General features: G+C 63.3%; 19 protein-coding genes and 2 rRNA genes. 19 read left to right on the forward strand and 2 right to left on the reverse strand.

Annotated features, from left to right (window positions below):
• The 15 genes from ACWKY3_RS09850 to ACWKY3_RS09920 all read left to right on the forward strand — a co-directional run.
• Positions 1-244, forward strand: a 23S ribosomal RNA gene (locus ACWKY3_RS09850); the annotation flags it as partial.
• Positions 245-356: 112 nt separating this feature from the next.
• Positions 357-470: ribosomal RNA gene (gene rrf / locus ACWKY3_RS09855) — 5S ribosomal RNA — on the forward strand.
• 180 nt (positions 471-650) lie between these two features.
• Entirely contained in the window at positions 651-1244 is a 594-nt protein-coding gene (locus ACWKY3_RS09860) for a hypothetical protein (RefSeq protein WP_449316293.1), read from the forward strand.
• Between the two features lie 158 nt (positions 1245-1402).
• The gene (acnA, locus tag ACWKY3_RS09865; protein WP_449316233.1) at positions 1403-4069 is read left to right on the forward strand and encodes an aconitate hydratase AcnA; all 2667 of its coding nucleotides are present in this window, start codon (positions 1403-1405) and stop codon (positions 4067-4069) included.
• Positions 4070-4177: 108 nt separating this feature from the next.
• On the forward strand, positions 4178-6112 hold the full coding sequence (locus tag ACWKY3_RS09870) for a Tat pathway signal sequence (protein WP_449316234.1): 1935 nt from the start codon (positions 4178-4180) through the stop codon (positions 6110-6112).
• Positions 6113-6436: 324 nt separating this feature from the next.
• On the forward strand, positions 6437-6958 hold the full coding sequence (rplJ, locus tag ACWKY3_RS09875) for a 50S ribosomal protein L10 (RefSeq protein ID WP_449316235.1): 522 nt from the start codon (positions 6437-6439) through the stop codon (positions 6956-6958).
• Between the two features lie 88 nt (positions 6959-7046).
• Entirely contained in the window at positions 7047-7427 is a 381-nt protein-coding gene (gene rplL, locus ACWKY3_RS09880) for a 50S ribosomal protein L7/L12 (protein ID WP_449316236.1), read from the forward strand.
• A 152-nt stretch (positions 7428-7579) separates the two neighbouring features.
• Entirely contained in the window at positions 7580-8449 is an 870-nt protein-coding gene (locus tag ACWKY3_RS09885; RefSeq protein ID WP_449316237.1) for a DUF4013 domain-containing protein, read from the forward strand.
• A gap of 1 nt (position 8450) precedes the next feature.
• Complete coding sequence (locus tag ACWKY3_RS09890) at positions 8451-10400, forward strand: YgiQ family radical SAM protein (protein ID WP_449316238.1); 1950 nt, start codon at positions 8451-8453, stop codon at positions 10398-10400.
• Positions 10401-10531: 131 nt separating this feature from the next.
• Positions 10532-11899, forward strand: a complete 1368-nt coding sequence (locus ACWKY3_RS09895; protein WP_449316294.1) for a uracil-xanthine permease family protein — start codon at positions 10532-10534, stop codon at positions 11897-11899.
• A gap of 149 nt (positions 11900-12048) precedes the next feature.
• The gene (gene ahpC, locus ACWKY3_RS09900; protein ID WP_449316239.1) at positions 12049-12612 is read left to right on the forward strand and encodes an alkyl hydroperoxide reductase subunit C; all 564 of its coding nucleotides are present in this window, start codon (positions 12049-12051) and stop codon (positions 12610-12612) included.
• A 13-nt stretch (positions 12613-12625) separates the two neighbouring features.
• Complete coding sequence (locus ACWKY3_RS09905; protein WP_449316240.1) at positions 12626-14272, forward strand: FAD-dependent oxidoreductase; 1647 nt, start codon at positions 12626-12628, stop codon at positions 14270-14272.
• 263 nt (positions 14273-14535) lie between these two features.
• Complete coding sequence (gene cysK / locus ACWKY3_RS09910; protein ID WP_449316241.1) at positions 14536-15468, forward strand: cysteine synthase A; 933 nt, start codon at positions 14536-14538, stop codon at positions 15466-15468.
• 152 nt (positions 15469-15620) lie between these two features.
• Positions 15621-18152 (forward strand): ribonucleoside-diphosphate reductase subunit alpha, encoded by a 2532-nt coding sequence (locus ACWKY3_RS09915; RefSeq protein ID WP_449316242.1) that lies wholly within the window; start codon positions 15621-15623, stop codon positions 18150-18152.
• Between the two features lie 195 nt (positions 18153-18347).
• Complete coding sequence (locus ACWKY3_RS09920; protein WP_449316243.1) at positions 18348-19391, forward strand: ribonucleotide-diphosphate reductase subunit beta; 1044 nt, start codon at positions 18348-18350, stop codon at positions 19389-19391.
• Positions 19392-19484: 93 nt separating this feature from the next.
• Here the strand turns inward: ACWKY3_RS09920 and ACWKY3_RS09925 are convergent, their stop codons facing one another.
• Positions 19485-20573, reverse strand: coding sequence for a Fic family protein (locus tag ACWKY3_RS09925; protein WP_449316244.1), 1089 nt, complete (start codon positions 20571-20573; stop codon positions 19485-19487).
• A gap of 144 nt (positions 20574-20717) precedes the next feature.
• Here ACWKY3_RS09925 and ACWKY3_RS09930 point away from each other — a divergent pair, with 144 nt between their 5' ends.
• The gene (locus tag ACWKY3_RS09930) at positions 20718-21071 is read left to right on the forward strand and encodes a TIGR04076 family protein (RefSeq protein ID WP_449316245.1); all 354 of its coding nucleotides are present in this window, start codon (positions 20718-20720) and stop codon (positions 21069-21071) included.
• A gap of 73 nt (positions 21072-21144) precedes the next feature.
• Here ACWKY3_RS09930 and proC read toward each other — a convergent pair whose 3' ends face one another.
• Positions 21145-21948 (reverse strand): pyrroline-5-carboxylate reductase, encoded by an 804-nt coding sequence (proC, locus tag ACWKY3_RS09935; RefSeq protein WP_449316246.1) that lies wholly within the window; start codon positions 21946-21948, stop codon positions 21145-21147.
• A 255-nt stretch (positions 21949-22203) separates the two neighbouring features.
• Here proC and ACWKY3_RS09940 point away from each other — a divergent pair, with 255 nt between their 5' ends.
• The 3 genes from ACWKY3_RS09940 (at position 22204) to ACWKY3_RS09950 (ending at position 26634) form a co-directional block, all read left to right on the forward strand.
• Positions 22204-23076 carry a SatD family protein gene (locus ACWKY3_RS09940; RefSeq protein WP_449316247.1) on the forward strand — a complete coding sequence of 291 codons (873 nt, stop codon included), beginning with the start codon at positions 22204-22206 and terminating at the stop codon, positions 23074-23076.
• A 7-nt stretch (positions 23077-23083) separates the two neighbouring features.
• Complete coding sequence (locus tag ACWKY3_RS09945) at positions 23084-23848, forward strand: DUF3307 domain-containing protein (RefSeq protein WP_449316248.1); 765 nt, start codon at positions 23084-23086, stop codon at positions 23846-23848.
• A gap of 155 nt (positions 23849-24003) precedes the next feature.
• Positions 24004-26634: an AAA domain-containing protein gene (locus ACWKY3_RS09950; RefSeq protein WP_449316249.1), complete on the forward strand. Its 2631-nt coding sequence runs from the start codon at positions 24004-24006 to the stop codon at positions 26632-26634.
• Positions 26635-26648 lie beyond the last annotated feature (14 nt).

The following is a 26648-nucleotide window of genomic DNA, read 5'->3' on the forward strand; positions in this document are numbered from 1 at the left end:
CTGCCCCTAGTACGAGAGGACCGGGGTGGACGGACCTCTGGTGCAGCAGTTGTCGACCAACGGCACGGCTGCCTAGCTACGTCCGGCGCGGATAACCGCTGAAGGCATCTAAGTGGGAAGCCGCCTCCGAGATGAGTTCTCTCTTTGGTAAGGGCCCTCCCAGACGAGGAGGTCGATAGGGCGCAGGTGCAAGCGCGGCGACGCGCTCAGCCGAGCGCCACTAATAGCCCGAGCTCTTCGCATCGCATGCCCCGCATGCGGCGGTCCCCGGTTCGATGCTCGCTGTGCGGCCGCCAGGGTGGCGCGCGTGCGCGCGCCCTGCGGCGAAGCCGCGCGAGGCGCCGAGCGCCCTGCGCGAGCGCGACCATGGAGGCGGGGATCGCCCGGTCCCGTTCCGAACCCGGAAGCTAAGCCCGCCATCGCCGAGAGTACTGCGGCCCCGGCCGCGGGAGGGCAGGACGTCGCGCTCGCGCAGGGCGCTTCCCGCGCCGAGGGGCCCCAAGGGGCCCCTTTTTCTTGCGCGCGGGGCGCCGGCTGTGCGTTCCGCGTGAGACTGTCTTCGCATCGGTGCAAAAGGGTATAATATCGGTATGTTCCGATTCCACCCTTCCCTTTCTGATGAACGAAGGAGCTGCCCTGTGAATGACAAAATGCAGGTGGCGCGTAGCGCTGCCGAAGAGGCCCTTGGCAACGAGGATAAATTCCTGCAGTTGATCGAGGCGTTGTCGGGTTCTTCGAGAAGGGCTCGTCAATCGGCCGCATCGGCGCTCTCCATTCTTGCCAAAGAACACGTCGATCTGCTTCTTCCGTACGGGGACAAGGTGGTTGACGCGCTCAATCGTCCCGAGGCTCAAACGCGTTGGGAATGCTTCGAGGTCATGACCGCGCTTGTCGATCAGGATTCCCGCTTGTGCGACAAAGCGGTGCCCGAGGCGGAGGGTTCTCTGTTCGACGAGGACAGCGGGCTTGTGCGTCTTGCCGCGATGCGGTTTCTCTGCAAGCTTGGCGCGACGACCGAGAGCCGTTCGGAGCGCGTGTGGCCTCTGATCGACGAGGCGATCCAGTGCTACCATGGCGACTACGAGTTTCAGGACATGCTGGGCGCGGTCGACGATTTTGCCGCTGGCAAGCTGTCTGCGCGCGTGAAGGGCGAGTTGGCGTCGCGGATGTCCTTTGACGCCGCCAACGGCAAAGGGGCCCTCAAGCGCAGGGCGCAGCAGATTGTGGAGCGCGTTCAAGCGTGATCGATACGATAGGCGGGCTTCGATGCCCGCCTCTTGCGTTGTGAGGCCGGTTTCGGGCGGTTGGGCAACGGCGGATGCGAAAGGGTCGGATGGGTCGGAACCTCTCAGGGCGGCTGCGGCGGTTTCCGGACGCATCGACAAGAGGAGGAGGTTTTCGTATGGCGGTCAAAAACGAGCGGTTCGCGGCTTTGCTGCAGGCGGGCGGGGCGGAGTACGCGTACTACTCCGTCGGCAAGGTTCCTGGATCGGAGCGTTTGCCGTATGCTCTGACGGTTCTTCTGGAAAACGTGCTGCGCAACGCCGAGACGCCGGAGGTTGCGGAGAAGCTGGCTGCCCGCATCGTGGAGGCGGGCAGCTCCGGCGCGGTGGGCAGCGAGGTTGAGTTCAGTCCCGCGCGCGTGCTGTTTCAGGACTTCACGGGCGTGCCGGTGTTCGTGGACTTCGCGGTCATGCGCGAAGCTTGCGAGCAGCTGGGCGGCGATCCGGCGAAGATCAACCCGCAGATCCCCTGCGATCTGGTGATCGACCACTCGGTCATCGCCGACGAGGCGGGGTGCGCGGGCGCGCTCGAGCGGAACATGGAGCTGGAGTTCGCGCGCAACCGCGAGCGCTACGACTTTCTGAAATGGGCGCAGGAGTCCTTCGACAACGTGCGCATCGTTCCTCCGGGGGCGGGCATCTGCCACCAGCTCAACATCGAGCAGTTCGCGCGCGTGGTCATGACGGCGGACGGCGGGGAGGGCAAGGCCCCGGTCGCGTATTTCGACACGCTGGTGGGCACGGACAGCCACACGCCCACGGCCAACGGCATAGGCGTGCTGGGCTGGGGCGTGGGCGGCATCGAGGCCGAGGCCGCCGCGCTCGGGCAGCCCATCACCACGCTCGTGCCGCGCGTGGTGGGCGTGCGCTTGACAGGCGAGCTTTCCGAAGGCGTGGCCGCCATGGACGTGGCGCTGACGTTTGCGCAGATGTTGCGCGAGAAGGGCGTGGTGGGCTCGTTCGTGGAGTGCTTCGGTCCGGGGCTTGCGAGCTTGAACGCCACGCAGCGCACCTGCATATCGAACATGACGCCGGAGTACGGCAGCACGTGCACGTTGTTCCCGGTGGACGGGCAGACGCTTGACTACCTGCGTCTGACGGGCCGCAGCGAGGAGCAGGTGGCGCTTGTGGAGGCGTACGCGAAGGCGCAGGGGTTCTGGAACGATCCGGAGGCGCCCGAGCGCATCTACGCCGAGGTGGTGGAGCTTGACCTGGGAGAGGTGGAGCGCTCGCTGGCCGGGCCGTCGCGTCCGCATGACCGCATCCCGCTCGCAGGCGCGCAAAAGCGCTTCCAGGCCGTGTGCGCCGAACGCGGGCTGGACGACGGCGCGCGTGCGCGGGTGGAGCTTGGCGGCGAGACGTGCGAGCTGGGCCATGGCGCCATCGCCATCGCGGCGGTGACGAGCTGCACGACGGCCACCGATCCGCGCATGATGCTGGCCTGCGGGTTGGTGGCGCAGAAGGCTGCCGCGGCGGGGCTTGCTCCCAAGCCGTGGGTGAAAACCATTTTGGCGCCGGGCAGCAAGGCGACCGAACTTTTGCTGGAACGTGCGGGCCTTATGGAGGGGCTGCGGAAGCTGGGCTTTCACACGTGCGGGTTCGGGTGCATGAGCTGCATCGGCAACTCGGGCCCTATAGCCGAGGAGCTGCATGCCGTGGCCGACAAGGTGGAGCTGGCAAGCGTGCTTTCCGGCAACCGCAACTTCGAGGGGCGCATCTCGCCCGACGTGTCGCAGAACTACCTGGCCGCGCCCGCGATGGTGGTGGCTTACGCGCTGGCGGGCACGATGGACATCGACCTTGCGCATGATGCGCTGGGCGCGCGCGAAGATGGCGTGCCGGTTTACCTGGCCGACATCTGGCCGACCGATGCGGAGGTGGACGCGTTGGTGGCCTCGTGCGTGGACGAGGACCTCTACGCCGAGGGCACGCGGGGCCTCTATGACGGCGACGCGCGCTGGCAGGCGCTTGGCAAGGAGCCGAGCGCGACGTTTGCCTGGGACGACGCGTCCACCTACGTGCGCCGTGCGCCTTACTTCGACGGCATGACCCGCGAGCCGTCGGCGCCCGCGCCCGTGGAGGGCGCGCGCGTGCTGGCGCGCCTTGGCGACTTCATCACGACGGACCACATCTCGCCTGCCGGCTCCATCGCCGCGGATTCGCCGGCGGCGCGCTACCTGGAGGAGCGCGGCGTGGACCCGGCCGACTTCAACACCTACGGCGCGCGTCGCGGCAACCACGAGGTGATGATGCGCGGCACGTTCGCCAATGTGAAGCTGCAAAACTTGCTGGCCGAAGGAAGGAAGGGCGGCTGGACGCGCGACTTCGGCACGGGCGAGGTTCGGCCTCTGTTCGATGCGGCCATGACGTACGGCGAAGCGGGCGTGCCGCTTGCGGTGGTGGCCGGCAAGATGTACGGCAGCGGATCGTCGCGCGACTGGGCGGCGAAGGGGCCGGCGCTTCTGGGCATCCGCGTGGCGTTCGCGGAGAGCTTCGAGCGCATTCATCGCAGCAACCTCATCGGTATGGGCATTTTGCCCTTGCAGTTCCAGGAGGGCGAGAGCGCCGAGGGCCTGGGGCTTGACGGGACGGAGCGCTACACGGTGGCGCCCATCGACTTCTCGGCCGGTTTGCCCGAGCCGCGCGTGGTGGACGTGACCGCCGAGCGCGAGGACGGCTCGACGACGACGTTCAAGGCGACGGTGCGCGTGGACACGCCGACCGAGGGGCGCTACTACGAGCATGGCGGCATCCTGCCCTTCGTCCTGCGGCAGCTTGTCGGTTGACGCCGTTTTGTAAAGACACGGTAACGGAGGCGCCCGGTCGCGATGAGCGGCCGGGCGCTTTGGTGTATAGTGGATCCTTTCAGTACGCGACATAGGGAAGGGTATGCCGTGAAGCAGACATCTGGGTTCGACGCGCTCCTCGAAGCGCTCAGGCAATCGGGCGTGAACGTCGACGGGGGCTTCGGCGGGCAGGGCGGGCGCTCTCCGTTCGGCGCCGATTCCGGCGGAGACGGAGGCAGGAGCGGGCGTCGCGGAGGGGGCGGGTCGAAGCCGCCGCACGTGAGCGTGGAGATACCGTTCGCGGATCGCATGGCGTCGTGGGGCAAAAGGGCGCTCATCGTGCTTGCGATCGTCATCGTCGTCGTGGGTTTGGCCGCCTACTGGTGGTTCCATCCGCCCATCAACATCCACAGCAGCGACACGTGGACGTTCGTGGCCGTGTTCGTCCTGCTGCCGCTGTTCTTGGTGTTCTGGAGCAAGTCGCGCAGCTACAAGACGGGTTCGGGCAAGGTGGAGGCGAACGCAGGGAAGGCGAAGGCGTTCAAGTGGGCGTCTTTCGTTCCGGTGCTCGTGGCTCTGGTGGGCGTGGCGGGGGCGCTCATGTCGCTTTCGATCTTCCCGGGCAACGCGGAGAAGTACGCCAACGTGCTCGCGGTGGAGGACAGCACCTTCACCGAGGACATCCAGGAGGTCAACTACTCCGAGATCCCCGTCATCGATCAGGATTCGGCCATTCGGCTGGGCAACACGCAGCTTGGCTCCATCCCCGAGTACGTGAGCCAGTTCGAGATATCGAACCTGTACAGCCAGATCAACTACAACGGCAGTCCGGTGCGCGTGAGCCCGCTGAACTACGCCGACCTGTTCAAGTGGTTCACGAACCGCGACGCGGGCCTTCCGGCTTACGCGCTGGTGGACATGACCACGCAGGAGGCGCAGATCGTGAGCCTGCCCGAGGGCGAGGGCATCAAGTACTCCTCCTCCGAGCCGCTTGCGCGCAACATCGACCGCTACGTGCAGCTGAAGTACCCGTTCTACATGTTTGACCAGAAGTCGTTCGAGATCGATGACGACGGGCGTCCGTGGTGGATCTGCCCGGTGCAGACGCGCACCATCGGCCTGTTCGGTGGCACCACCATCGAGCGCGTGGTGCTGGTGGACGCCGTGACGGGCGAATGCCAGGACCTGGCTATCGGCGACTGCCCGCAGTGGGTCGACCGCGCCTATCCCTCCGACTTGCTCATCGAGCAGTACAACTGGCACGGGGCGTACAACAGCGGCTGGCTGAACTCGTGGCTCGGCCAGCAGGGCGTGGTGCGCACGACGCCGGGCACCGACGGGCAGCTGGGTTACAACTACATCGCCAAGGACGACGACGTGTGGGTGTACACCGGTGTGACCTCGGCGACGGCCGACAATTCGATCGTGGGCTTCGTCCTGGTGAACCAGCGCACGGCCGAGGCGCACTTCTACTCCGTGTCCGGCGCGACCGAGGACCGCGCGATGCAGTCCGCCGAGGGCGCGGTGCAGGATTTGGGGTACTCCTCCACCTTCCCCATCCTCATCAACGTGGCCGACCGTCCGACCTACTTCATGTCGCTCAAGGACGGCGCGGGCACGGTCAAGCAGTTCGCGATGGTGGACATCCAAAGCTACAACAACGTGGCGGTGGGCGCGACGGTCGCCGATTGCCAGAAGTCCTACGAAGCGCTGCTGGCCACTAACGGCGTGCTGACGGAGAGCGGGTCGGATGCGGGCGCGCTTGAGGCGCGGGGCACGATCGACCATATCGCCCAGGCGGTGGTGGAGGGCAACTCGCACTTCTACGTGACGCTTGCGGAGGGCGAGGGCATCTTCGACTTCGCGCTGCCGGGGCTCATAGAGATCGTGGGCTACAAGGAAGGCGACGCCATCTCCTTCACCTATTTGGAGACGAGTCCCACCAACACGGTGCAGGAGATACTGGAGGCGCCGGGCGAGACGCCGGACGAAGCGGCGGACGAGGCGGAGGCGACGGGCGACGCGCAGGGCGACGCGGCCTAGCGCCGAATGCCGGCGCGCTTGGAGGCGTGAGGACGCGAAGGTTTCTGCGGGTTCTGCGAAAAGGCGGTTGACAGGTGGCGGGACGATACTAAAATATAAGAGCTGCTTTTTCGGAAGCGGCATCGCATAGGATTGTTCCGCTGCCCGAGACAGCAGGTACCGCAAGGTTCAATCGCGCCAGATCGCGGCCCGCCGAGGTGGTTCGACAAGCTTCGCGCTTCGACGACCCCTGTTGTCCCGAGGACGGCAGGGGTCGTTTCTTTTCCGAGCGACGATCCCACCCGCAAGGGGCGGAACCCGAGTTCGGGAAAAGGAGGTGCATTCATGCCCAACGCAAAGAACCAAGAGATGCTCGCCAACATCAAGGCGGATCTGGAGGGCTCTTCCGCCGTGTGGATTGTGGACTACTGCGGTCTGACGGTGAAGGAGATCCAGGCGCTGCGCGCGCAGGTTCGCGAGGCTGGCGCCGGCCTGAAGGTGTACAAGAACACCCTCATGCGCCTTGCGCTGTCCGAGTCCGACCTGCCGACGCTCGACGATCTGCTGGAAGGCCCGAGCGCGTTCGTGTTCGCCGGCGGGGACGTGGCGGCCGCTGCGAAGGTCGTCAAGAACTTCGCCAAGGCAAACGACAACCTGGAGATCAAAGGCGGCCTGATGGAAGGCGCGGCGGTTACGGCCGCCGAGGTGGAGGCTATCGCCTCGCTGCCGTCCCGCGAGGAGCTGCTGGCCCAGATTGCCGGCGCCATTTCCGGCGTGGCCCGTGGCCTTGCCGTGGCCCTCAACGGCGTGCCGAGCGGTCTGGCCCAGGTCACGAAGGCTGTGGCCGACCAGAAGGAAGCTGCCTAAACGCAGCATAGGCGGTGCGAGGCGCGCCGCCGCATGATGAAAGAGAACCAAGGCCGGCAACGCCCGGCCCCTTTGAAAGGATACTGACATGGCTGTTACCCGCGAAGAGATCATCGAGGCCCTGAAGGAGATGTCCCTGCTGGAGGCTTCCGAGCTGGTGAAGGACATCGAGGAGACGTTCGGCGTGTCCGCCGCCGCCCCCGTGGCCGTGGCCGCCGCCCCGGCTGCCGGCGACGGTGCCGCCGCTGCCGAGGAGAAGAGCGACTTCGACGTGGTGCTCGAGGGCTTCGGCGACAACAAGATCGCCGTCATCAAGGTGGTCCGCGAGATCACGGGCCTGGGCCTGAAGGAGGCCAAGGAGGTTGTCGAGGGCGCTCCGAAGCCCATCCAGGAGGGCGTGGCCAAGGACAAGGCCGAGGAGATCAAGGCCAAGCTGGAGGAGGCCGGCGCCGCCGTCACCCTCAAGTAGCCTCGCGCTCGATCGACCGAGGTTCGGAGCCCGCTGCTTCGCAGCGGGCTCTTTTGCGCTCGGGCCTCTGACAGGATGGCAACGGATTGTCAAACGAGCGGCGCGCGCGTGTAAGGTGGACGAAACGGAAATTCGGAAGGAAGGGGTTCGCTGTGCAAAGAGGATACCTGCGCACCGTCTGGGATGACGTCAAGAACTCCCCGGGCTGGTTCGGAAAGCTCGCGCTTTTGTCGCTGGTGGGGCTTGTTCCCGTGTTCGGTTTGATCGTCGTGTACGGTTACGCGTTCGGGTGGGCGCGCGACATCGCCTGGAACGTGCATGCGCCGCTTCCGGCGCGCGTGCTGGGCAACGAGGACGGCCGGCTGTACAGCCGAGGGTTCTTCGCGCTGGTCATATTCGCGGTGTGCATGCTTGTTCCGTGGGCGGTCGAACTTGCGTGGACCGTCGTGACGGGGGCGAGCGCGGCGAGCGGCTTGGGACGCGGCGGGACGTTCGTGCTGTTTGGCGCGGTTTCCTTTTTGTTTTCCCTGGTCATCATGGCGGCTCGTCTGTTCGTTTCGGTGTTGGGGTACGTGGGCGCTATGCGCATGAGCATCTACGGCCGCCTTGCCCCCGGTTTTCAGCTTGGGAGGATATGGGCCATGGTCCGCTACGATACCGGGGGCTTGGCGCGCATCCTCGGCATGGGCGTGGCGCTTTCGGTTGGGGCAAGCGTTGCGGCATGGCTTCTGATTGTGCCGATGATGCTCGCTGGGACCGCCCTCCTCTTCGGCGTGGGCGTGCCGGTCGTCCATACGAACGATCCGGCGGTTCTCGCCCTTGCGGCGCCGGCCCTTGTCGTGCTGGGCGTCGTCCTGTTCGCGGTCATTGCCGTGGTCGTGGTGATGGCGAGTGTGTTTTCGCTGGTCATGATTACACGCGCTTTGGGATACTGGACGCGCCAGTTCGACGTGCCGTCGTGGGGTGGGCAAGACGATCCTCTGCCTTTCGAGAGGCGCGCGGCGGGCGGATGGCAGGGGTGAGATGAACGCGTCGTTTCTGCCGGTGAGCCGGCGTGACATGGAGGAGCGCGGATGGGAGGGCGTCGACTTCGTGTACGTGTCGGGGGACGCCTACGTCGACCACCCCTCCTTCGGCATGGCCATCATCACGCGGCTTCTGGAGGCTCACGGCTACCGGGTGGGCGTGGTGGCCCAGCCCGATTGGAACGACCCGGCGTCGGTTGCGGAGTTCGGCGAGCCTCGGCTGGCGTTTCTGGTGTCGGCGGGGAACATGGATTCCATGGTGAACCATTACACGGTGGCCAAGAAACGTCGGAGCAAAGACGCGTACTCGCCCGGCGGCCGGGCGGGGCTGAGGCCGAACCATGCGGCGGTGGTGTACAGCAACCTGATTCGCCGCACGTTCAAAAGGACGCCCATCGTGCTGGGCGGCATCGAGGCCAGCTTGCGGCGGCTTGCGCACTACGATTACTGGTCGGATAAGCTCAAGCGCTCCATACTGCTGGATTCCGGCGCCAACCTGGTGAGCTACGGCATGGGGGAGCGCTCCATCGTGGAGGTGGCCGACGCGTTGGCGGCAGGGCTTTCCATCGAGGATCTGACGTTCATCGACGGCACCGTGTACCGAACGCGCTCGCTCGAGCACGTCTACGATGCGGTGACGCTGCCGTCGTTTCCGTCGATGCAGGCTGACAAGCTGGAGTACGCCCGCAGCTTTGCCGTGCAGTACGCCAACAGCGATCCGTTCACGGGCAAGCGGCTGGTGGAGCCGTATTCCGACCATGAGTTCGTCGTGCAGAACCCGCCCGCGGCCCCGCTTTCCGCCGAGGAGCTGGACGCTGTGGCGCGCTTGCCGTTCGCGCGGACCTACCATCCCAGGTACGAGCGGGACGGGGGCGTTCCCGCCATCGAGGAGGTGCGGTTCAGCCTGACGAGCAGCCGCGGCTGCTTCGGCGAATGCTCGTTTTGCGCGCTCACGTTCCACCAGGGGCGCATCGTGCAGGCGCGCAGCCGCGAATCGCTGGTGGAGGAGGCGCGCGCTTTGACGGCCGAGCCGGGCTTCAAGGGCTACATCCACGATGTGGGCGGGCCGACGGCGAACTTCCGCGCGCCGGCATGCGCCAAGCAGCTGAAAAGCGGCGCCTGTTCCGGCAAGCGCTGCCTCGCGCCCGAGCCGTGCCGCAAGTTGGAGGCGGACCATGCCGACTACCTGGCGCTTTTGCGCGAGCTGCGCGCGCTGCCGGGGGTGAGGAAGGTGTTTGTGCGCTCGGGCGTTCGCTTTGACTACGTGCTGGCGGACAAGGAGCACGGAGATGAGTTCATCGACGAGCTGGCCGCCCATCACGTGAGCGGGCAGCTGCGCGTGGCTCCGGAGCACGTGTCGGACGCGGTGCTGTCGGTGATGGGCAAGCCTTCGCGCGCGGTGTACGACCGTTTTCTGGAGCGCTTCGAAGCGGCCAACGAGCGTGCGCGGCGGAAGCAGTACGCCGTGCCGTATCTGATGTCGTCGCATCCGGGATCAACGCTCAAAGAGGCGGTTGAGCTGGCGGAGTATTGCCGCGATCTGGGGTATATGCCCGAGCAGGTGCAGGATTTCTACCCCACGCCGGGCAGCATGTCCACGGTCATGTACTGCACGGGCGTGGATCCGCGCACCATGAAGCCGGTCTACGTGCCGAAAAGCCCGCACGAAAAGGCGCTCCAGCGCGCCCTTGTGCAGTACCGCGATCCGAAAAACCGCGCGCTGGTGCTGGAGGCGCTTCGGCGCGCGGGACGGACGGACTTGATAGGGTATGGGCCGAAGTGCCTGGTGCGGCCGGAAAAAGGGTCCTGCGGGCGACCGGGCGGCGCGAAGGGTTCGAAGCCGTCTGGCGGCGGCCGGCAACCGAAGGGCGCCGAGGGCGGGCGACCGGGCGGCGCGAAGGGCGCGAGGGGGCGCTCGAAGAGAGCCGGGGGCCGTCGTCGAGATTGAGGGCGCGCGAAGGCGCGGGTTGTGGCACAATGCTGTCGGTCGGCTCGGGCTTTCGAGGCCGAACGGCCGCGTTGCCAGACGCCTTGACGGGAAAGGGGATCTGCGTGAGCGAGAGCAGGGACGTGCCGACCATGGGGGCCGCAGACGCCCCCGACGCCATCTACGACGCCCGCACGCTGGGCGCGCCCAAGATGGCGGTGTTCGGACTTCAGCACATGTTCGCGATGTTCGGCGCCACTATCTTGGTGCCGACCTTGACCGGGCTGTCCGTGTCCGCGACGCTTCTGTTCGCCGGCTTGGGCACGCTTTTGTTCCATTTCGCGTCCAAGGGCAAGGTGCCGGCGTTTTTAGGGTCGTCGTTCGCGTTCATCGCCGGTTACGCAGCCATAGCTCCGGGCGGGGAGCGAGACCTTCTGCCGTACGCCTGCCTGGGGGTGGCCTGCGCGGGGCTTCTGTACCTTGTGCTGGCGGCGCTGTTTCGCGTGTTCGGGCCGGCGCGCGTCATGCGCTTCTTCCCTCCGGTGGTCACAGGACCCATCGTGATCTCCATCGGTCTCATCCTGGCAAGCTCGGCCATTGAGAACGCTTCTGCGAACTGGCTTGTGGCGCTGGTGGCCGTGGCCATCATCGTGACGGCCAACATCTGGGGCAAGGGGATGGTGAAGATCGTCCCCATCCTGCTGGGCGTGGCGGGATCGTACGCGGTGGCGGCGGCTCTTGGCGAGGTGGATTTCGGCGGGGTGGCCGAGGCGGCGTGGGTCGGGCTGCCGGTGGCATGGGAGGACACGGTGTTCTCGGTGTTCGGGGCGAACTTCGACGCGGGGCTGGCCATCACGGCCGTCATCACCATCGTGCCGCTTGCGTTCGCCACGATGATCGAGCATATTGGCAACGTGTCGGCCATCAGCTCCACCTGCAACCGCAACTACATCTCCGAGCCGGGGCTGCACCGCACGCTTTTAGGCGACGGCCTGGCCACCATCCTTGCGGCGCTGTTCGGCGCGCCGGCCAACACGACGTACGGCGAGAACACCGGCGTGCTGGCGCTGACCCGCGTGTTCGATCCGCGCGTCGTCCGCATTGCGGCGCTGTTCGCCATCGTGCTGTCGTTCTGCCCGAAGTTCGCGGCCGTCATCGCCGCCATGCCGCCGTGCGTGATCGGCGGGGTGTCGCTGGTGCTGTACGGGATGATATCGGCGGTGGGCATCCGCAACCTGGTGGAGAACCGCGTGGACTTCACGAAAAGCCGCAACGTGCTGATAGCGGCGCTGGTTTTGGTGCTGTCGCTGGGCATCGCCTACAGCGAGGCCGGCGCCATCGTGGTGGCGGTGGGCGGGATGGCCGTGTCGCTGTCGGGTTTGGCCGTGGGGTCGGTTGCGGGGATTGCGCTCAACGTGGCGCTTCCGGGGCACGAGTACGTGTTCGGCGAGGCCGGCGGAAGCGACGCCGAGGGGCCGCTGCCGCTCGAGGGAAATTTGGAGGGGCTGGACGTCCGCTAGAAAGGCGCCTCTCGCCCTCGCCGCCGCTCCGCTTGCCAAAGGCCGTTGTGCGCATGTTGTGGAGTTGGGTCTAAATTGCCATTCTATGCATATCATATGCGTCGTAGCATCTTAACGATACATTGTATCATTAGAGAAAGGCAATCATCATGTCCCTCATCGGCAAGGAGATCTCCGAGTTCAGCGTCCAGTCCTACCAAGGCGGCGAGTTCAAGACCGTGACCAAGGACGACGTCTTGGGCCAGTGGAGCGTGTTCTTCTTCTATCCGGCGGACTTCACCTTCGTCTGCCCGACGGAGCTGGAGGACCTGGCGAACAAGTACGGCGAGTTCAAGGGCGCCGGTTGCGAGATCTACTCCGTGTCCACCGACACGCACTTCGTCCACAAGGCGTGGCACGACGCCTCCGAGCGCATCCAGAAGATCCAGTATCCGATGCTGGCAGACCCCACGCACGCCCTGGCGCGCGACTTCGAGGTGCTGATCGAGGCCGACGGCGTGGCGGAGCGCGGCAGCTTCATCGTGAACCCCGAGGGCAAGATCGTCGCCTACGAGGTGACCGCCGGCAACGTGGGCCGCAACGCCGACGAGCTGTTCCGCCGCGTGCAGGCCAGCCAGTTCGTGGCCGAGCACGGCGACGAGGTGTGCCCCGCCAAGTGGGAGCCGGGCGCGGAGACGCTCAAGCCGAGCCTGGACCTGGTCGGCCAGCTGTAGGCCTTCGCAAGCAATGGCGAAGGAGCAAAGCCTCTACGACGCCGTCATCGTGGGCGGTGGGCCTGCCGGGCTCACCGCCGCGCTGTATCTGGCCCGCGCCCGCTACCGGGTGGTCGTCGTGGAGAAGGAGCGGTTCGGCGGGCAGATAACCATCACGTCCGACGTGGTGAACTACCCGGGCGTGCCCCATGCGAGCGGCGCGGAGCTGGGAGAGGCCATGCGACGTCAGGCCGAGTCGTTCGGCGCCGAGTTCTTGCTGGCGGAGGCGACGGGCGTCGATGTGTCCGGCGATATCAAGACGGTGCGCACGACGCGTGGGGAGCTGCGGTGTTTGGGCGTGCTCTTGGCGACGGGCGCCCATCCGCGCCATCTGGGATTTGCGGGCGAAGAGGAGTTCTGTGGCCGCGGGGTGGCGTACTGCGCCACGTGCGACGGCGAGTTCTTCACCGGCAAGGAGGTGTTCGTGGTGGGCGGCGGCTTCGCGGCCGCCGAGGAGAGCGTGTTTCTGACCAAGTACGCCAAGCACGTGACCATCCTCATGATCACCGACGACTTCACCTGCGCGCCGGCCGCATGCGAGGAGGCGCGGCGCCATGAGAAGATCACCGTGCTGCCGCGCACCGAGGTGGTGGAGGTGTCCGGCTCAGGCGCGCTCGAGGCCATCCGTTACCGCAACCTTGACACCGGCGAGGAGGTTGAGCGCCGCGCCGCCGACGGCGAGACGTTGGGCGTGTTCGTGTTCGCGGGGTACGAGCCGGCGACCGAGCTGGTCCGGGGCGCGGCCGAGGTGGACGAATGCGGCTACGTGCTGACCGACGGCTCCCAGCGCACGAGCGTCGAGGGGCTCTACGCCGCCGGCGACGTGTGCGTGAAGAGCCTGCGCCAGGTGGTGACCGCCACCGGCGAGGCGGCGCTCGCGGCCACCGAGATGGAGCATTACCTGGCCTCGGCCCAGGAGAGGACCGGCCTGGTGCCCGAGCGGCCGGCGACGCCGGTGCGCGCGGAGCGGGGCGAAGCCCACGCCGCGCCGCCTTCGGCGGCGGGCTTCGGGGAGCTGTTCGACGAGGCGACCCGCGCGCAGCTCGACGCGGTGTTCGCGCGCATGGAAGCGCCGCTTGCGCTGAGCCTGTCGCTTGACGGCGGCGCGGCGTCTGCGGAGCTGCGCGCCTACATGGAGGAGCTTGCGCGCTTGAGCAGCGGCAAGGTGTCGGTTGAGGAGGCCGAAGGCGCGGCCGGGGACGCGGAGGCGCCGTGCGTGCGCGTTTTGCGCGCCGATGGGACCTGGACGGGCCTGGCCTTCCACGGCGTGCCGGGCGGCCACGAGTTCACCTCGTTCGTGCTGGGCCTGTACAACGCCGCCGGCCCGGGGCAGCCGATCGACGAGGAGCTGCGCCGAAGGATCGAGGGCGTGGAGGGGCCGAAGCGCCTCAAGGTGCTCGTGTCGCTGTCGTGCACCATGTGCCCCGAGACGGTGGCGGCGGCCCAGCGCGTCGCGGCCGGCAATCCGGGCGTGACCGCCGAGGCGTACGACCTCAACCATTTCCCGAAGCTGCGGGAGCGCTACAACGTGATGAGCGTTCCCTGCCTGGTGGTGAACGACGGCGAGCAAGTGAGCTTCGGCAAGAAGGACCTGCGCCAGGTGCTCGACCTGATAGGGTAAGGTCGCCGACCCGCCTTCGCGGCTCCCCTCGGTCTGCGTTTTGGCACGGGCTCGCCGGAACGCAGACCGAGGGGAGCCGTTTTTTTTCGGGCGAGAGCGCGGCCCGTTGCGTGAGCGGCGGCTCGCGCGCCTCGGACGGCTGCTTTGCGCTTGACCAATCCATAGATAACAAGTAGGATTATTCGCGACACAGAAGAATGCCCGCTTCGTCCGGCGTGCGGTTCGGCCGGGACGGCGGGATCAGGCGAGAAAGCAGGCGCGTCATGACCATCCACAAAAGCGTAACCGATCTGATCGGCGGGACCCCCCTTTTGGAGCTTGCGAACTACGAACGCAGCCACGGTCTGAAGGCGAGGATAGTGGCCAAGGTGGAGTCGTTCAACCCGGGAGGGTCGGTGAAGGACCGCATAGCGAAGGCGATGGTGGACAAGGCGCTGTCCGAGGGCCTCATCGGCCAGGACACGGTCCTCATCGAGCCCACGTCGGGCAACACGGGCATCGGGTTGGCGGCCATTGCCGCCGCGCGCGGCATGAGGATCATCATCGCCATGCCCGAGACCATGTCGGTCGAGCGACGCAACCTCATGCGCGCCTACGGAGCCGAGCTGGTGCTGACCGACGGCGCGAAGGGCATGAAAGGCGCCATCGAGCGCGCCGAGGAGCTGGCGCGAGAGATTCCCAACTCGTTCATTCCGGGGCAGTTCGAAAACCCGGCGAATCCCGCTGTGCACGAGGCGACGACCGGTCCCGAGATCTGGCGCGATGCCGAGGGCTCGGTGGACGTTCTGGTGGCCGGCGTGGGCACGGGCGGCACGATCAGCGGCACGGGCGCGTATTTGAAAAGGCAGAATCCCGCCATTCGCGTGGTGGCCGTGGAGCCGGCATCGTCGCCGGTGCTTTCGGAAGGGCGCGCCGGGGTGCACAAGATCCAAGGCATAGGGGCGGGCTTCGTGCCCGACACGCTGGACGCAGACGTGTACGACGAGGTGCTGGCTGTGACCGACGAGGACGCGTTTTCCGCGGCTCGCGAGCTGGCGGCCAAGGAGGGGCTGTTGGTGGGCATTTCCTCCGGCGCCGCCGTGGCGGCCGCCACGCAGGTGGCGAGACGGCCGGGAAACGAGGGGAAGACCATCGTGGTCGTGCTTCCCGACACGGGGGAGCGCTACCTGTCCACCGCCCTGTTCGACTTCGAGTAGCGCGAGCCGGCGAGCGCTTGGGTGGAGGGCGTCCCGCGAAGGGGCGCCCCCTTCTTTCCGTGCGTCGTTTCCCAATATGTGGTAATTTCACTATCAATATATGGTACGATGGGCGACCGAAAACCGATTCGCAGACGAAGGATGGGCCCATCATGCAGATTTCCAAACGCAACGGCGCGAGGGAGCCGTACTGCGCCGACAAGATCAAGCGCGCCATGGCGGCCGCGTTCAGGAGCGTGGGTTCCGTGCTGGCCGACGAGGAGGCGGACCGGCTTGTCGCGGGCGTCGAGCGCGCAATGGCCGATGCGGCGCAGGGCGGCGTCGTTGCGGTGGAGGACGTGCAGGATCTGGTGGAACGCGCGCTCATGGAGGCCAACCGCTACGAGGAGCTGAAAAGCTACATCCTGTACCGCGAGGATCGCGCCCGCAAGCGCGCCTCCCGCGAGCGCCTGTGCGCGCAGCTGCCCGGCATGCCCGAGCTGCCGGGCGTGCTGGCCGCCGTGCAGAAGGAGTTCGCCGGCGAGGAGTACGAGCTTGCGCATTTGCTGGGCAAATTCCAGTCGTTTGCGAAGCCCGACGCCACCGACGATCAGAAGCTGGCCATGCTCGTGAAGGCGGCCGTGGAGCTGACCACCCAGGAGGCGCCGCGTTGGGAGATCATCGCCGCGCGCCTGCTCATGGTGCAGTTCGAGCGCGCGCTCGCAGAGCGCATGGCCGCCCGCCATATCGAGACGTTCGCGCAGAAGGTGGCCTTCCTCGCCGAGGAGGGCCTCTACGGCGACTACATCCTGCAGCGCTACGCGCCCGCCGAGCTTGACGAGGCGGCCTCGTTCATCGACCCCGCTCGCAACAACCTGTTCACCTATGCGGGTCTGCAGCTTTTGCTCGATCGCTACGTCATCCGCACGCACCAGGGCGCGCCGCTTGAGTCGCCGCAGGAGATGTTCCTTGGCATTGCGTTGCATCTTGCCATGGAGGAGCGCGCGGACGAGCGCATGGGCTGGGTGCGCCGCTTCTACGACATGCTGTCCACGCTCAAGGTGACCATGGCCACGCCCACGCTGTCGAACGCGCGCAAGCCGTTCCATCAGCTGTCGTCGTGCTTCATCGACACGGTGCCCGACAGCCTGGACGGCATCTACCGCAGCATCGACAACTTCGCGAAGGTGAGCAAGTACGGCGGCGGCATGGGCCTGTACTTCGGCAAGGTGCGCGCTTCTGGCAGCGCCATCCGCGGGTTCGACGGGGCGGCCGGCGGCGTCATCCGCTGGATCCGCCTAGCCAACGACACGGCCGTGGCGGTCGACCAGCTGGGCATGCGGCAGGGTGCTGTGGCGGTGTACCTGGACGCGTGGCATCGCGACCTGCCCGAGTTCCTGGCGCTGCGCACGAACAACGGCGACGACCGCATGAAGGCGCACGACGTGTTCCCCGCCGTCTGCTACCCCGACTACTTTTGGCAGCAGGCGCGCGACAACATAGAGGGCGACTGGTACCTCATGTGCCCGCACGAGATTCTGACGGTGAAGGGGTATGCGCTTGAGGACTGCTTCGGCGAGGAATGGACGCGCAAGTACCTGGAATGCGTGGCCGACGCGCGCATCAAGAAGCGCGTCATCCCCATCAAGGACGTCATCCGCCTCATCATCAAGAGCGCGGTGGAAACGGGCACGCCGTTCACGTTCAACCGCGACGCGGTGAACCGCGCGAACCCGAACAAGCACAAAGGCGTCATCTACTGCAGCAACCTGTGCACCGAGATCGCGCAGAACATGGGCGCCATCGAGCAGATGGAGCAGCGTATCGAGGACGTCGACGGTGAGCAGGTGGTGGTCACAGTGACGAAGCCGGGCGCGTTTGTCGTGTGCAACCTGGCAAGCCTCTCGCTTGGCCATATAGACGTGGACGACCCGCAGGAGCTGGCGCACGTCACCGAAAGCGCGGTGCGGGCGCTTGACAACGTCATCGACCTCAACTTCTTCCCCGTGCCGTACGCCCAGATCAACAACCGGCAGTACCGGCCCATCGGCCTGGGCGTGAGCGGGTACCATCACATGTTGGCGAAGCGCGGCATCAAGTGGGAGAGCGACGAGCACCTGGAATTCGCCGAGCGCGTGTTCGCCGACGTGCATTACGCGGCGGTGCGCGCGTCATGCGCTATCGCACAGGAGAAGGGCGCGTACTCGTTCTTCGAGGGCAGCGGCTGGCAGACGGGCGAGTACTTCCGCGACCGCGGCCTGACGGAGGGCCGCTGGGCGGAGCTTGCGCATGATGTGGCCGATCACGGCCTGCGCAACGGCTACCTGTTGGCCGTTGCGCCCACCAGCTCCACGAGCATCATCGCCGGCACCACGGCGGGGCTTGATCCTGTTATGAACCGCTACTTCCTTGAGGAGAAGAAAAACGGCCTCATGCCGCGCGTGGCGCCCGAGCTGTCCATGGAGACGTTCTGGTACTACAAAAACGCCCACCTCATAGACCAGTCGTGGTCGGTGCGCGCCTGTGGCGTGCGGCAGCGCCACATCGACCAGGCGCAGAGCATGAACCTGTACATCACGAACGAGTACACGTTCCGCCGCGTGCTCGACTTGTACCTGTTGGCCTGGGAAGAAGGCGTGAAAACCATCTACTACGTGAGGTCGAAGAGCTTGGAAGTGGAAGAATGCGAAGTGTGCTCATCGTAGGTTGATTGCGCTCGTGGGACGGGGAGTCTTCGGCGGTGCCCAGTCGCTCAGACAGTCCTCGCTTCTCTGCGGAACTCGCTTGATGGGCACCGCCGAGGACTCCCCTGGTCGCTGTCGGGCCTCCCGCGTCGCAGGTCGCATCGACCCTCTGATTCTCTTGTTGTCCGTAGTTGTCTTTCCGGAAGGATACGAAGTATGTCCGAACTGAAAAAGAAGCCGCTGTTCAACCCGTTGGGGGACACCGATGTGCTCGACCGGCGGATGATCGGGGGCAACACGACGAACCTTAACGACTTCAACAACATGAAATACGAGTGGGTGAGCGACTGGTATCGCCAGGCCATGAACAACTTTTGGATACCCGAGGAGATCAACCTGGGCGTGGACGTGAAGGACTACCGCAGGCTGCCTGCGCCCGAGCGGCGCGCTTACGACAAGATCCTGTCGTTTCTCATATTCCTCGACAGCCTGCAGACGGCGAACCTGCCCAACGTGGGCGAGTACATCACCGCCAACGAGGTGAACCTGTGCCTGGCCATCCAAACGTTCCAGGAGGCGGTGCACAGCCAAAGCTACAGCTACATGCTGGACACCATCTGCGAGCCGCAGGAACGCAACGACGTGCTCTACCAGTGGAAGGAGGACGAGCATCTGCTGGCGCGCAACGAGTTCATCGGCAACCTCTACAACGAGTTCCAAGACGACAAAAGCCCCGAAGCGCTTGCGCGCGTGCTGGTGGCGAACTACATCCTGGAGGGCGTGTACTTCTACAGCGGGTTCATGTTCTTCTACAACCTGGGGCGCAACAGCCTCATGCCCGGTTCGGTGCAGGAGATCCGCTACATCAACCGCGACGAGAACACCCACCTGTGGCTGTTCCGCAGCATTTTGCTGGAACTCAAGGAGGAGGAGCCTGCGCTGTTCATGCCCGAGTTGGTGGAGGAGTACCGCGCCATGATCAAAGAGGGCTGCGAGCAGGAGATCCGCTGGGGCCATTACGCCATCGGCGACGAAGTGGCGGGCCTCAACAAGCAGATGGTGACCGACTACATCCAGTATCTGGGGAACCTGCGCTGTTCGCAGCTGGGCTTCGAGCCTTTGTACGAAGGCCATGACCGCGAGCCGGAGAGCATGTCGTGGGTGAGCCAGTTCTCGAACGCGAACATGATCAAGACCGACTTCTTCGAGGCGAGGAGCACAGCCTACGCGAAGTCGAGCGCGCTGGTTGACGATTTGTAGGGGCGGCATGCCGGCGCGTGGCCCGGCGCTGTGCGCGGTGGGTTGACGTATCGTGGCGGCATGGGTCCGCCTCCCTGTTCGGGTGGAGCCTCTTCAGCGAACGAGCCGGTACGAGGTGCTGCGGCCGCCGCCCTCCTCCTTTTCGAGGATGCCCTTTTCACGGAGGTCGTTTATGTCGCGCAGGGCGGTGTCGGGGGACACCTTGCACATCTTCGCCCATTTGGCGGCTGTGAGCTTTCCCTCGAAGCCGGCTTTCAGCCGGCCGAGCATGGCGCGCTGTCGCCCGTTGAGCGCAACACCCGAAAGCGAGGTCCAGAACGCTTCCCGTTCGAGCACGCCGCGAAGCCTCTCCCGGCTTTGCTCGATGGCTCCCGCCAAGGCTGCGAGGAACCAAACGAGCCAGGACGTGATGTCGCCCGAGCCTTTTTGGGTCCGCTCCAGTTCGGCGTAGTAGGTTTCGCGATGCGAGAGGATGAAGCCCGCCATACTGTAGAATCTGCGCGGGCTGCCGTCGGCCCGCGCGAGCAGTTGCTCTGTGAGCGCGCGGGCGATGCGCCCGTTGCCGTCGTCGAAAGGATGGACGGTGAGGAACCTCAGGTGTGCGATCCCCGCTTTCAGCAAGGGTTCGGTGCTTTCGTCCTCGTTGAACCATTGTACGAAGTCCTCCATGAGAGGGCGCACTAAAGCGGCGTCGGGGGCTTGGAAATGAACGCGTTCCTTGCCGATGGGCCCGCTCACGACGCTCATGGGGCCGCTGCGATACTGCGCCGTGCGGATGCGCCGCAGGCCGCTGTATCCCGTCGGGAAAAGCGCGTTGTGCCAACCGAGGAGGCGCTTGTGGGTTAACGGTTCGTCGGCGTGCCTGGTCGCGTCGAGCATGATGGACACGATGCCGTCGACCTCGTGCGTATCGCGAGGGTCCTGGGGATCGTCCAGTCCGAGTTGGCGGGAAAGGGACGAGCGCACCTTGCGCGCATCGAGCTTGATGCCTTCGATGCGCGAGGATGCGACAACCTCGCCGGAAAGGGTGTCGCGCTCCGTTTCGGCCTCGATGCGAAAACCCATCTTTGACATGCTTCCCAGCAGATGCCCTTGGGCGAATCGCACGTTGGCCAGAAGCGGGAGCATAGTCGCGTTGTCCCAGGAAAAGTTCGTCCATCCAGTATGTTCGTGCAAGTACATGGTTGCAGTATAGCTCGTGCGGAGAATAAGCGTCTATTCTCCGCACAATATGCAGAGAATAGAGGGCGGAAAGAAGCAGCGAGAAGAAACCCGATGGTACAATTGCACAAGTGCGCGGATTGCGCGCGATGAGAGGAGGCTTTCGTGGAGTACAAGTGCAAGGTGACGGTGCTGGACAAACGCGTGTTCCCGGAGTTGCAAAAGGAGTATCTGGCCGATCCGCAGTCGGGGGCGTGCCCGTGCTTTGAAGTAGGGCAGGAGTTTTTGTTCGAGCGCAACGCCGAGCGCGACGACTTCTGGCACTTCGGGCGCGACCTTGACCCGAAGTTCCCGTGCGCGGAGGCGTGGGACTGCATCAGCCGCTACATCTACGCGGCGCTGCAGGGCGGATCCATCATGCGCGGCTGGACGAACGACGAACGCATGATGATCGCGTGCTGCAACGACGGAACGCGGCCGGTCATCTTCAAGATAGAGCGCATCGACGTCGAAGGGTAGGGCGGCGGCGGGCACAACGCTGGCGGGAAAGGGCGGGGCGCGTGCGGTTGGGCGCCCCGCCCTTTGCGTGCGGTTAAGCTTGCTTGATAGCGTCCACGGCACCGATCACGGAGCCGCGCAAACCGCTCTTCTCAAGCGCCGCCACGCCTTTGATGGTGGTGCCGCCCGGTGAGCAGACGGCGTCTTTCATGGAGCCGGGGTGCTCGCCGGTTTCTAGATGCAGTTTGGCGGTGCCCGCCATCATCTGGGCTGCCAGACGGTACGCAGCCTGTCGGGAGAGGCCGTGTTTCACGCCGGCGTCGCCGAGCGCTTCTAGAAACATTGCGGCGAAGGCGGGGCCGCAACCGGCGATGGCGGTGGCGGTGGGCAGCAGCGCGCCGTCCATCCATTCGATGAGCGCGATGGGGCTAAACAGGCGCTCGAACGCCTGCACGTCATCGGGGGTGAGCGAATGGCGCTGCTCGCAGGCGATGATGCCCGCGCCCACGGCGATGGGCGTGTTGGGAATGGTGCTGAGGTGACGGCTGCCCGGGGTGAGGATCTCCTCGTAAAACGCGAAGTCGCATCCGGCGGCCACCGAGATCACCGCCTTGTCGGCCAAAAGGTCGCGCACCGGCTCTGTCACCTGCTTGACGAGGTGGGGCTTCACCGCGAGGATGATGGCATCGCTCGCTTCGATCACTTGGCGCGCGTCCGCGCAGGCGTTCGCGCCGAACCGTGCGGTTGCGGCTTGGAGCTTGTCGAAGTGGGCCGCGCATGCGTGGATGCGCGATCCCGGGAGCGTGCCCGATTCGACGAGTCCCCGGGCCATCGCCTGGGCCATGTTGCCGAACCCGATGAAACCGAGTTCAACGCCTGCGCTTGCTTCGTGTGCCATTCGGTGCTCCTTTGCTGTGGAGGTGTGTTTGCGGGTGCGTGCCTGTTCCGTCAGATTGTACGCCAGGTGCGTCGCGCGCCCAAGGGGTTCGCTCATTCTGCGTATGTCGCTTATGGAAGAATTGGTGCAAATTAGCAATAATTTTTATTGCTAATTCAACATAGCAATAATTTTTATTGCTATGTCTTGATAGTGACTTTTTTTGTTGCTATAGTTTCCACTCTACGAAGAAGGTTCTGCGAGGGAGAGAAGTTTATGCAGCATTATGTGGCCCTCATAGCCGATATTAGACGGTCGCGTACATATCAAGCGCGAGAGCGGGAGTACTTGCAGGAACTGTTGGCAGAGTCGCTTCTTTTTGCCAACGAGCTTTTCAGGGGAGGGCTTGAAAAAGACGTTGTATTCAGCGCAGGCGATGAGGTTCAGGGGTTGTTTCGAGAGCCGGCAACGGCGTTTCTTTACTATCGACTTCTTTGCTTTTTGCTTGGTCCCGGAGTGCTACGGGGTGGTCTGGGCGTTGGGACGTGGGATGTTCGTCTTAAAGATGGGGCGTCAACGAGCCAAGATGGAGAGGTGTATCATTGCGCCCGTGCCGGCATCCTTGAAGCTCATAAAAAGAAGCGTTTCGACCTCGTTCTTCGCTCAACAGGACTTTCAGATGAGGCGTTGACGACCCTTATGGATCATTCGTTGAGCATAGGTAGGATGAGAACAGCGACCCAGAACGATATGGCGCTTGCAGTGGAGCTTTTTTATCCCGTGCTCTTTGGCCGAGGATCTGATGAATTTCCTGGCGATTTGGACAGGCGGCGTAAAAGAGTGCTGAATCTTTTGGCGACAGGTGTTTCGCGAAACCGGTCGGGATCCGTGTTGTTCGAAAGCTTGCAGCTGCTTTCCGCTGAAGAGAAAAGCAGCTTTTGGAAGCCGGCCAGGATTGAGATTAACCACTGTATGAAGTCGTTTCGTTGTCTTGAGGGGGATCTAGTGGGAGCTTCGTATGCGCTCTCCCAGCGCTCTGGTATGTCGCGTCAGGGGATCGATCGTCTCCTAGCTCAAGGTCGCGTCATTCAAGAGCGCAATGCTGCAGCGTTCTTCGCTTTTTTCTCAATGCACGAGTTCGGGCGGTGAGGGCTTTATGACGTTTGGGTTTGCTTTGGGGTTCGTGCTGCTAGGGCATGTAGTCGCCGATTTCTACTTGCAGACGAATCGCGTTGCCCGGAAAAAGAGCGAACGCGCCTCCTTGCTTGTCCTGCATTGCGGATGCTATGCGTTGTGCATGGCTCCGTTTGTTTTCGCGTCGCTTTCGTTTGAAAGCGTCGTTCTTGCTTGGCTTGTTTTGTCTCTATCTCATGCTTTGGTTGATTGCGGTAAAGCGCGGCTTGAGGGGAGAATCGAAAAACCTCTGGCTGTGTTCTGTGTTGACCAAGCTATTCATGTGCTGCTGTGTGTGGTGGTGGTTGCGACGCTCTTCGACGAGCGTCCAGCATTCGAGATTGCGGGGATTTTTGTTGGCGTTATGGATGCAACATCGGTTGCAGCGGCGCTGGGGATAAGTCTGACATTGTTGGTTGTTTGGCGTCCGGGGGCGATTTTCGTCCGCCTTTTGCTCGAGTCGGTGCGAATCAAGGGGTCGGACATTGTGTGCAGCGGAAAGGGTGCCGCCAATGGATTGCGGACAGGCCGTTGGATAGGAATGCTTGAGCGAACCATTGTTGCGGTGCTCGCATTTTGTAATCAATTCGGTGCGATTGCTTTCGTGCTGACAGCCAAGAGCATTGCGCGTTTTAAGATGCTCGACGATAAGGAGTTTGCCGAGTGCTACCTTGTTGGCACTCTCGCAAGTACTGCGTTCGCCATCCTTGCATCGTTGGCAGTTCGGGAGTTGGTCGCATGGAGTTAGCGGATCCCACTGAGCGCATGTTCTTCATTAGAGAGAGCGGAGCAGTTCCTTTTGGCGATGTTCCTGCTGACGTATATGAGTACGAGTATGCAGAGGGGAAGTGTCGGATCAGGCACGAAAAAGGAAAGAAAGCGTACTCTTATGGAAGAGTCCGCGTGAAAGAGGTTCGTCCAGTAGAGATGAAGGATCCGCAGCGGACGATTGTTAGAAGGAACGGTCGGACGTTTGACAACGTGGAGCGCATTGCGGTTTATGATGGCCATCTAGTCGTGCGTTTTTCGAACGGCAGTTGCAAAAGGTACGCAATCAATGAGGTGTCTCTTGAGAAAAACGTGCTTACGGATCCGAGGTCGAAGAGCGTTTTCGAATATTTACGGGCCCTCGCGTCTACGGATGAGCTTGTGAACGAAGAGACAGAGAGATCCGTGCTTGGAGGGCGGTACGACGGCATAGGAGCGGTCGCGAGTGGCACCATACTCTCCTGCTACTTGTCGGGTGACGATCCCGGACCTCAGCAAGGCGGTTCCAAGCCGCTAATCTTTCCTTTTGGTCTCAACGCAAGTCAGAAGGTGGCGGTTGAACATGCGTTCACTGACAGGCTCAGTGTGGTGCAGGGACCTCCGGGAACTGGGAAGACCCAAACTATTCTCAATATTATCGCCAACAACATCCTGCAAGGTCGCACTACGGCTGTTGTGTCGAACAATGCATCGGCTGTCGAGAACGTTGTGGATAAGCTCGGTCGAAACAATTTGGGCTTCATCTGCGCGCTGTTAGGAAAGAGCGAGAGCAAAGAGAAGTTCATTGCAAACCAGCCGGTGTATCCGCGTGACCTCAAAACCTGGGGCATGACCTCAAAGGATCGCACAAGGCTCCTTGCCGAAGTGGGTGCGTTGGTAAGCGGATTGGATCGGGCTCTTGAAGATCGCAAGCGCCTCGCCGAAATCGACGCATTGACGACGGCGTATGAGCGGGAGTACGAATACTTCAAAGCCTACATGGCAAGCCTTGACGCGGGGGCTATCGGGCCGCATGATCCGCGCTTGGGGCGATCCTCTCAGAGCATTCTCCGTTTTTGGGTGCGAGAGGGTCGGCGTGTTGAAGAGGGGCGCCCTGTTGGGTTGCTGTACCGTACCTATGTTTGGGCCGTTTTTGGCGGGTTCTATCTCAACATGATCGAGCGGGATAACTTCCTTACCATACCCCTATTGCAAGACGCATTCTATCGAGCGAAACTCAAGGAGTTGAGAGACGAGGCTCGTCTCCTCGAAGAGAGATCGTATGATTTTGAGGAGAATATGGCTGCCATAGAAGAAAAGTCAATGCGGGTATTCAAGGCCCAGCTTGCCGAGCGCTTCTCATCGAATCGGGGTCGCGGGGTGTTTAAGATTGAGGATCTTCGGAAGAGGTCGGCGGCATTTGTGAAAGAGTACCCGGTGGTGTTGAGCACAACGCATTCGATCACGACTTCCCTTAGTCCCGGTTTTAGGTACGACAGTGTTCTCATGGATGAGTCATCTCAGATAAGCGTGGTGGCGGGGGCATTGGCTCTCTCGTGCGCCGAGAGCGTGGTTGTCGTTGGCGACCACAAGCAGCTTGCTAATGTGGTGAAGAAGCCACGTGCGTATGAAGCCGACTACATCGCCGATGAGTATCGTGTTCCTGCTTGCTATCGTTATTCGAAGCAAAGCATGCTTACGTCGGTCCTCGACCTTTGGCCTGCGTTAGAGCCAACCCTGCTTAAGGAGCACTATCGCTGTCATCCTCAAATCATTGGCTTTTGCAATAAGATGTATTACAACAACGATTTGATCATCATGACGGAGGATGAAGGAGAACAGGATGTGCTCTCTTTTCATCGCACTGTACCGGGGAGTCATGCGCGGGGACGTAAAAACATGCGACAAGTTGGTGTGGTATGTGATGAGATCGTTCCCCAATTAACCAATTCGGGAATTCGGGATATTGGTGTGATAGCTCCTTTTGGGGATCAAGTAACCGAACTGAAGAAAGCGGTTCCCGAAGGCGTTGCAGTGGCGACGGTGCACAAGTTTCAAGGGCGCGAAAATGACGCCATTGTGCTTTCCACTGTCGAGAATTCTATTGGTCCTTTTGTCGGCGATCCCCAAATGGTGAACGTCGCGGTTTCCCGTGCGGTCAAAAGGCTTTGTGTGGTCGCGTCGCAAAACTCTCATGGACACAAGAATAATGATAATGATATTGAAGAGCTTGCACGCTACATCGAATACAACGGGTTTGAAATTGTTCAGAGTCAGATTAGATCCGTGTTCGACCTTCTATACAAGGAGTATGCCGAAGAGCGCGCAAGGTATTTAGGGAGGCGGCCACGTGTTTCTCGCTATGATTCCGAGAATCTCATGGCGACGGCATTGGAGGATATGCTTGCGACGGGGCGCTTCCCGTGCGTGTCGTTGAGGTGTCACGTGGGTTTGTCCACGCTGATAGGGGAAGATGTTGTCCTGTCGCCGCGTGAGGAGGAATACGTAAGGAATCCTCGCACCCATGTTGATTTTCTCTTCTTTCGCGAAATGAACAAACGCCCCTTGTTGGCCATTGAAGTTGATGCTTGGCGTTTTCATAAAGAAGGAACAAAACAGCATGAGAGAGATCGGATGAAAAATGCGATCCTTGAGAGGTGTGGACTGCCGTTGCTGAGGTTGCAAACTGACAGCAGAGGATGTGAGTACGACGTAGGTAAGGTTGAGAAGGCGTTGGAGCACTATATTACAGAGCGCGGCGATGGGATCGAAGAGGATGCTGTCTAGAAGCACTTGAACCT

This window comes from Rubneribacter sp. (genome assembly GCF_965361815.1).

What these genes read in the sequence shown, in the direction of transcription:
- ACWKY3_RS09890 (WP_449316238.1), top strand. Translation starts at nt 8,451, where the DNA reads ATGAACGCGTCGTTTCTGCCGGTGAGCCGGCGTGACATGGAGGAGCGC.
- rplJ (WP_449316235.1), top strand. Translation starts at nt 6,437, where the DNA reads ATGCCCAACGCAAAGAACCAAGAGATGCTCGCCAACATCAAGGCGGAT.
- acnA (WP_449316233.1), top strand. Translation starts at nt 1,403, where the DNA reads ATGGCGGTCAAAAACGAGCGGTTCGCGGCTTTGCTGCAGGCGGGCGGG.
- proC (WP_449316246.1), bottom strand. Translation starts at nt 21,948, where the DNA reads ATGGCACACGAAGCAAGCGCAGGCGTTGAACTCGGTTTCATCGGGTTC.
- ACWKY3_RS09920 (WP_449316243.1), top strand. Translation starts at nt 18,348, where the DNA reads ATGTCCGAACTGAAAAAGAAGCCGCTGTTCAACCCGTTGGGGGACACC.
- ACWKY3_RS09945 (WP_449316248.1), top strand. Translation starts at nt 23,084, where the DNA reads ATGACGTTTGGGTTTGCTTTGGGGTTCGTGCTGCTAGGGCATGTAGTC.
- cysK (WP_449316241.1), top strand. Translation starts at nt 14,536, where the DNA reads ATGACCATCCACAAAAGCGTAACCGATCTGATCGGCGGGACCCCCCTT.
- ACWKY3_RS09925 (WP_449316244.1), bottom strand. Translation starts at nt 20,573, where the DNA reads ATGTACTTGCACGAACATACTGGATGGACGAACTTTTCCTGGGACAAC.
- ACWKY3_RS09895 (WP_449316294.1), top strand. Translation starts at nt 10,532, where the DNA reads ATGGGGGCCGCAGACGCCCCCGACGCCATCTACGACGCCCGCACGCTG.
- ACWKY3_RS09905 (WP_449316240.1), top strand. Translation starts at nt 12,626, where the DNA reads ATGGCGAAGGAGCAAAGCCTCTACGACGCCGTCATCGTGGGCGGTGGG.
- rplL (WP_449316236.1), top strand. Translation starts at nt 7,047, where the DNA reads ATGGCTGTTACCCGCGAAGAGATCATCGAGGCCCTGAAGGAGATGTCC.
- ACWKY3_RS09940 (WP_449316247.1), top strand. Translation starts at nt 22,204, where the DNA reads ATGCAGCATTATGTGGCCCTCATAGCCGATATTAGACGGTCGCGTACA.
- ACWKY3_RS09860 (WP_449316293.1), top strand. Translation starts at nt 651, where the DNA reads ATGCAGGTGGCGCGTAGCGCTGCCGAAGAGGCCCTTGGCAACGAGGAT.
- ACWKY3_RS09915 (WP_449316242.1), top strand. Translation starts at nt 15,621, where the DNA reads ATGCAGATTTCCAAACGCAACGGCGCGAGGGAGCCGTACTGCGCCGAC.
- ahpC (WP_449316239.1), top strand. Translation starts at nt 12,049, where the DNA reads ATGTCCCTCATCGGCAAGGAGATCTCCGAGTTCAGCGTCCAGTCCTAC.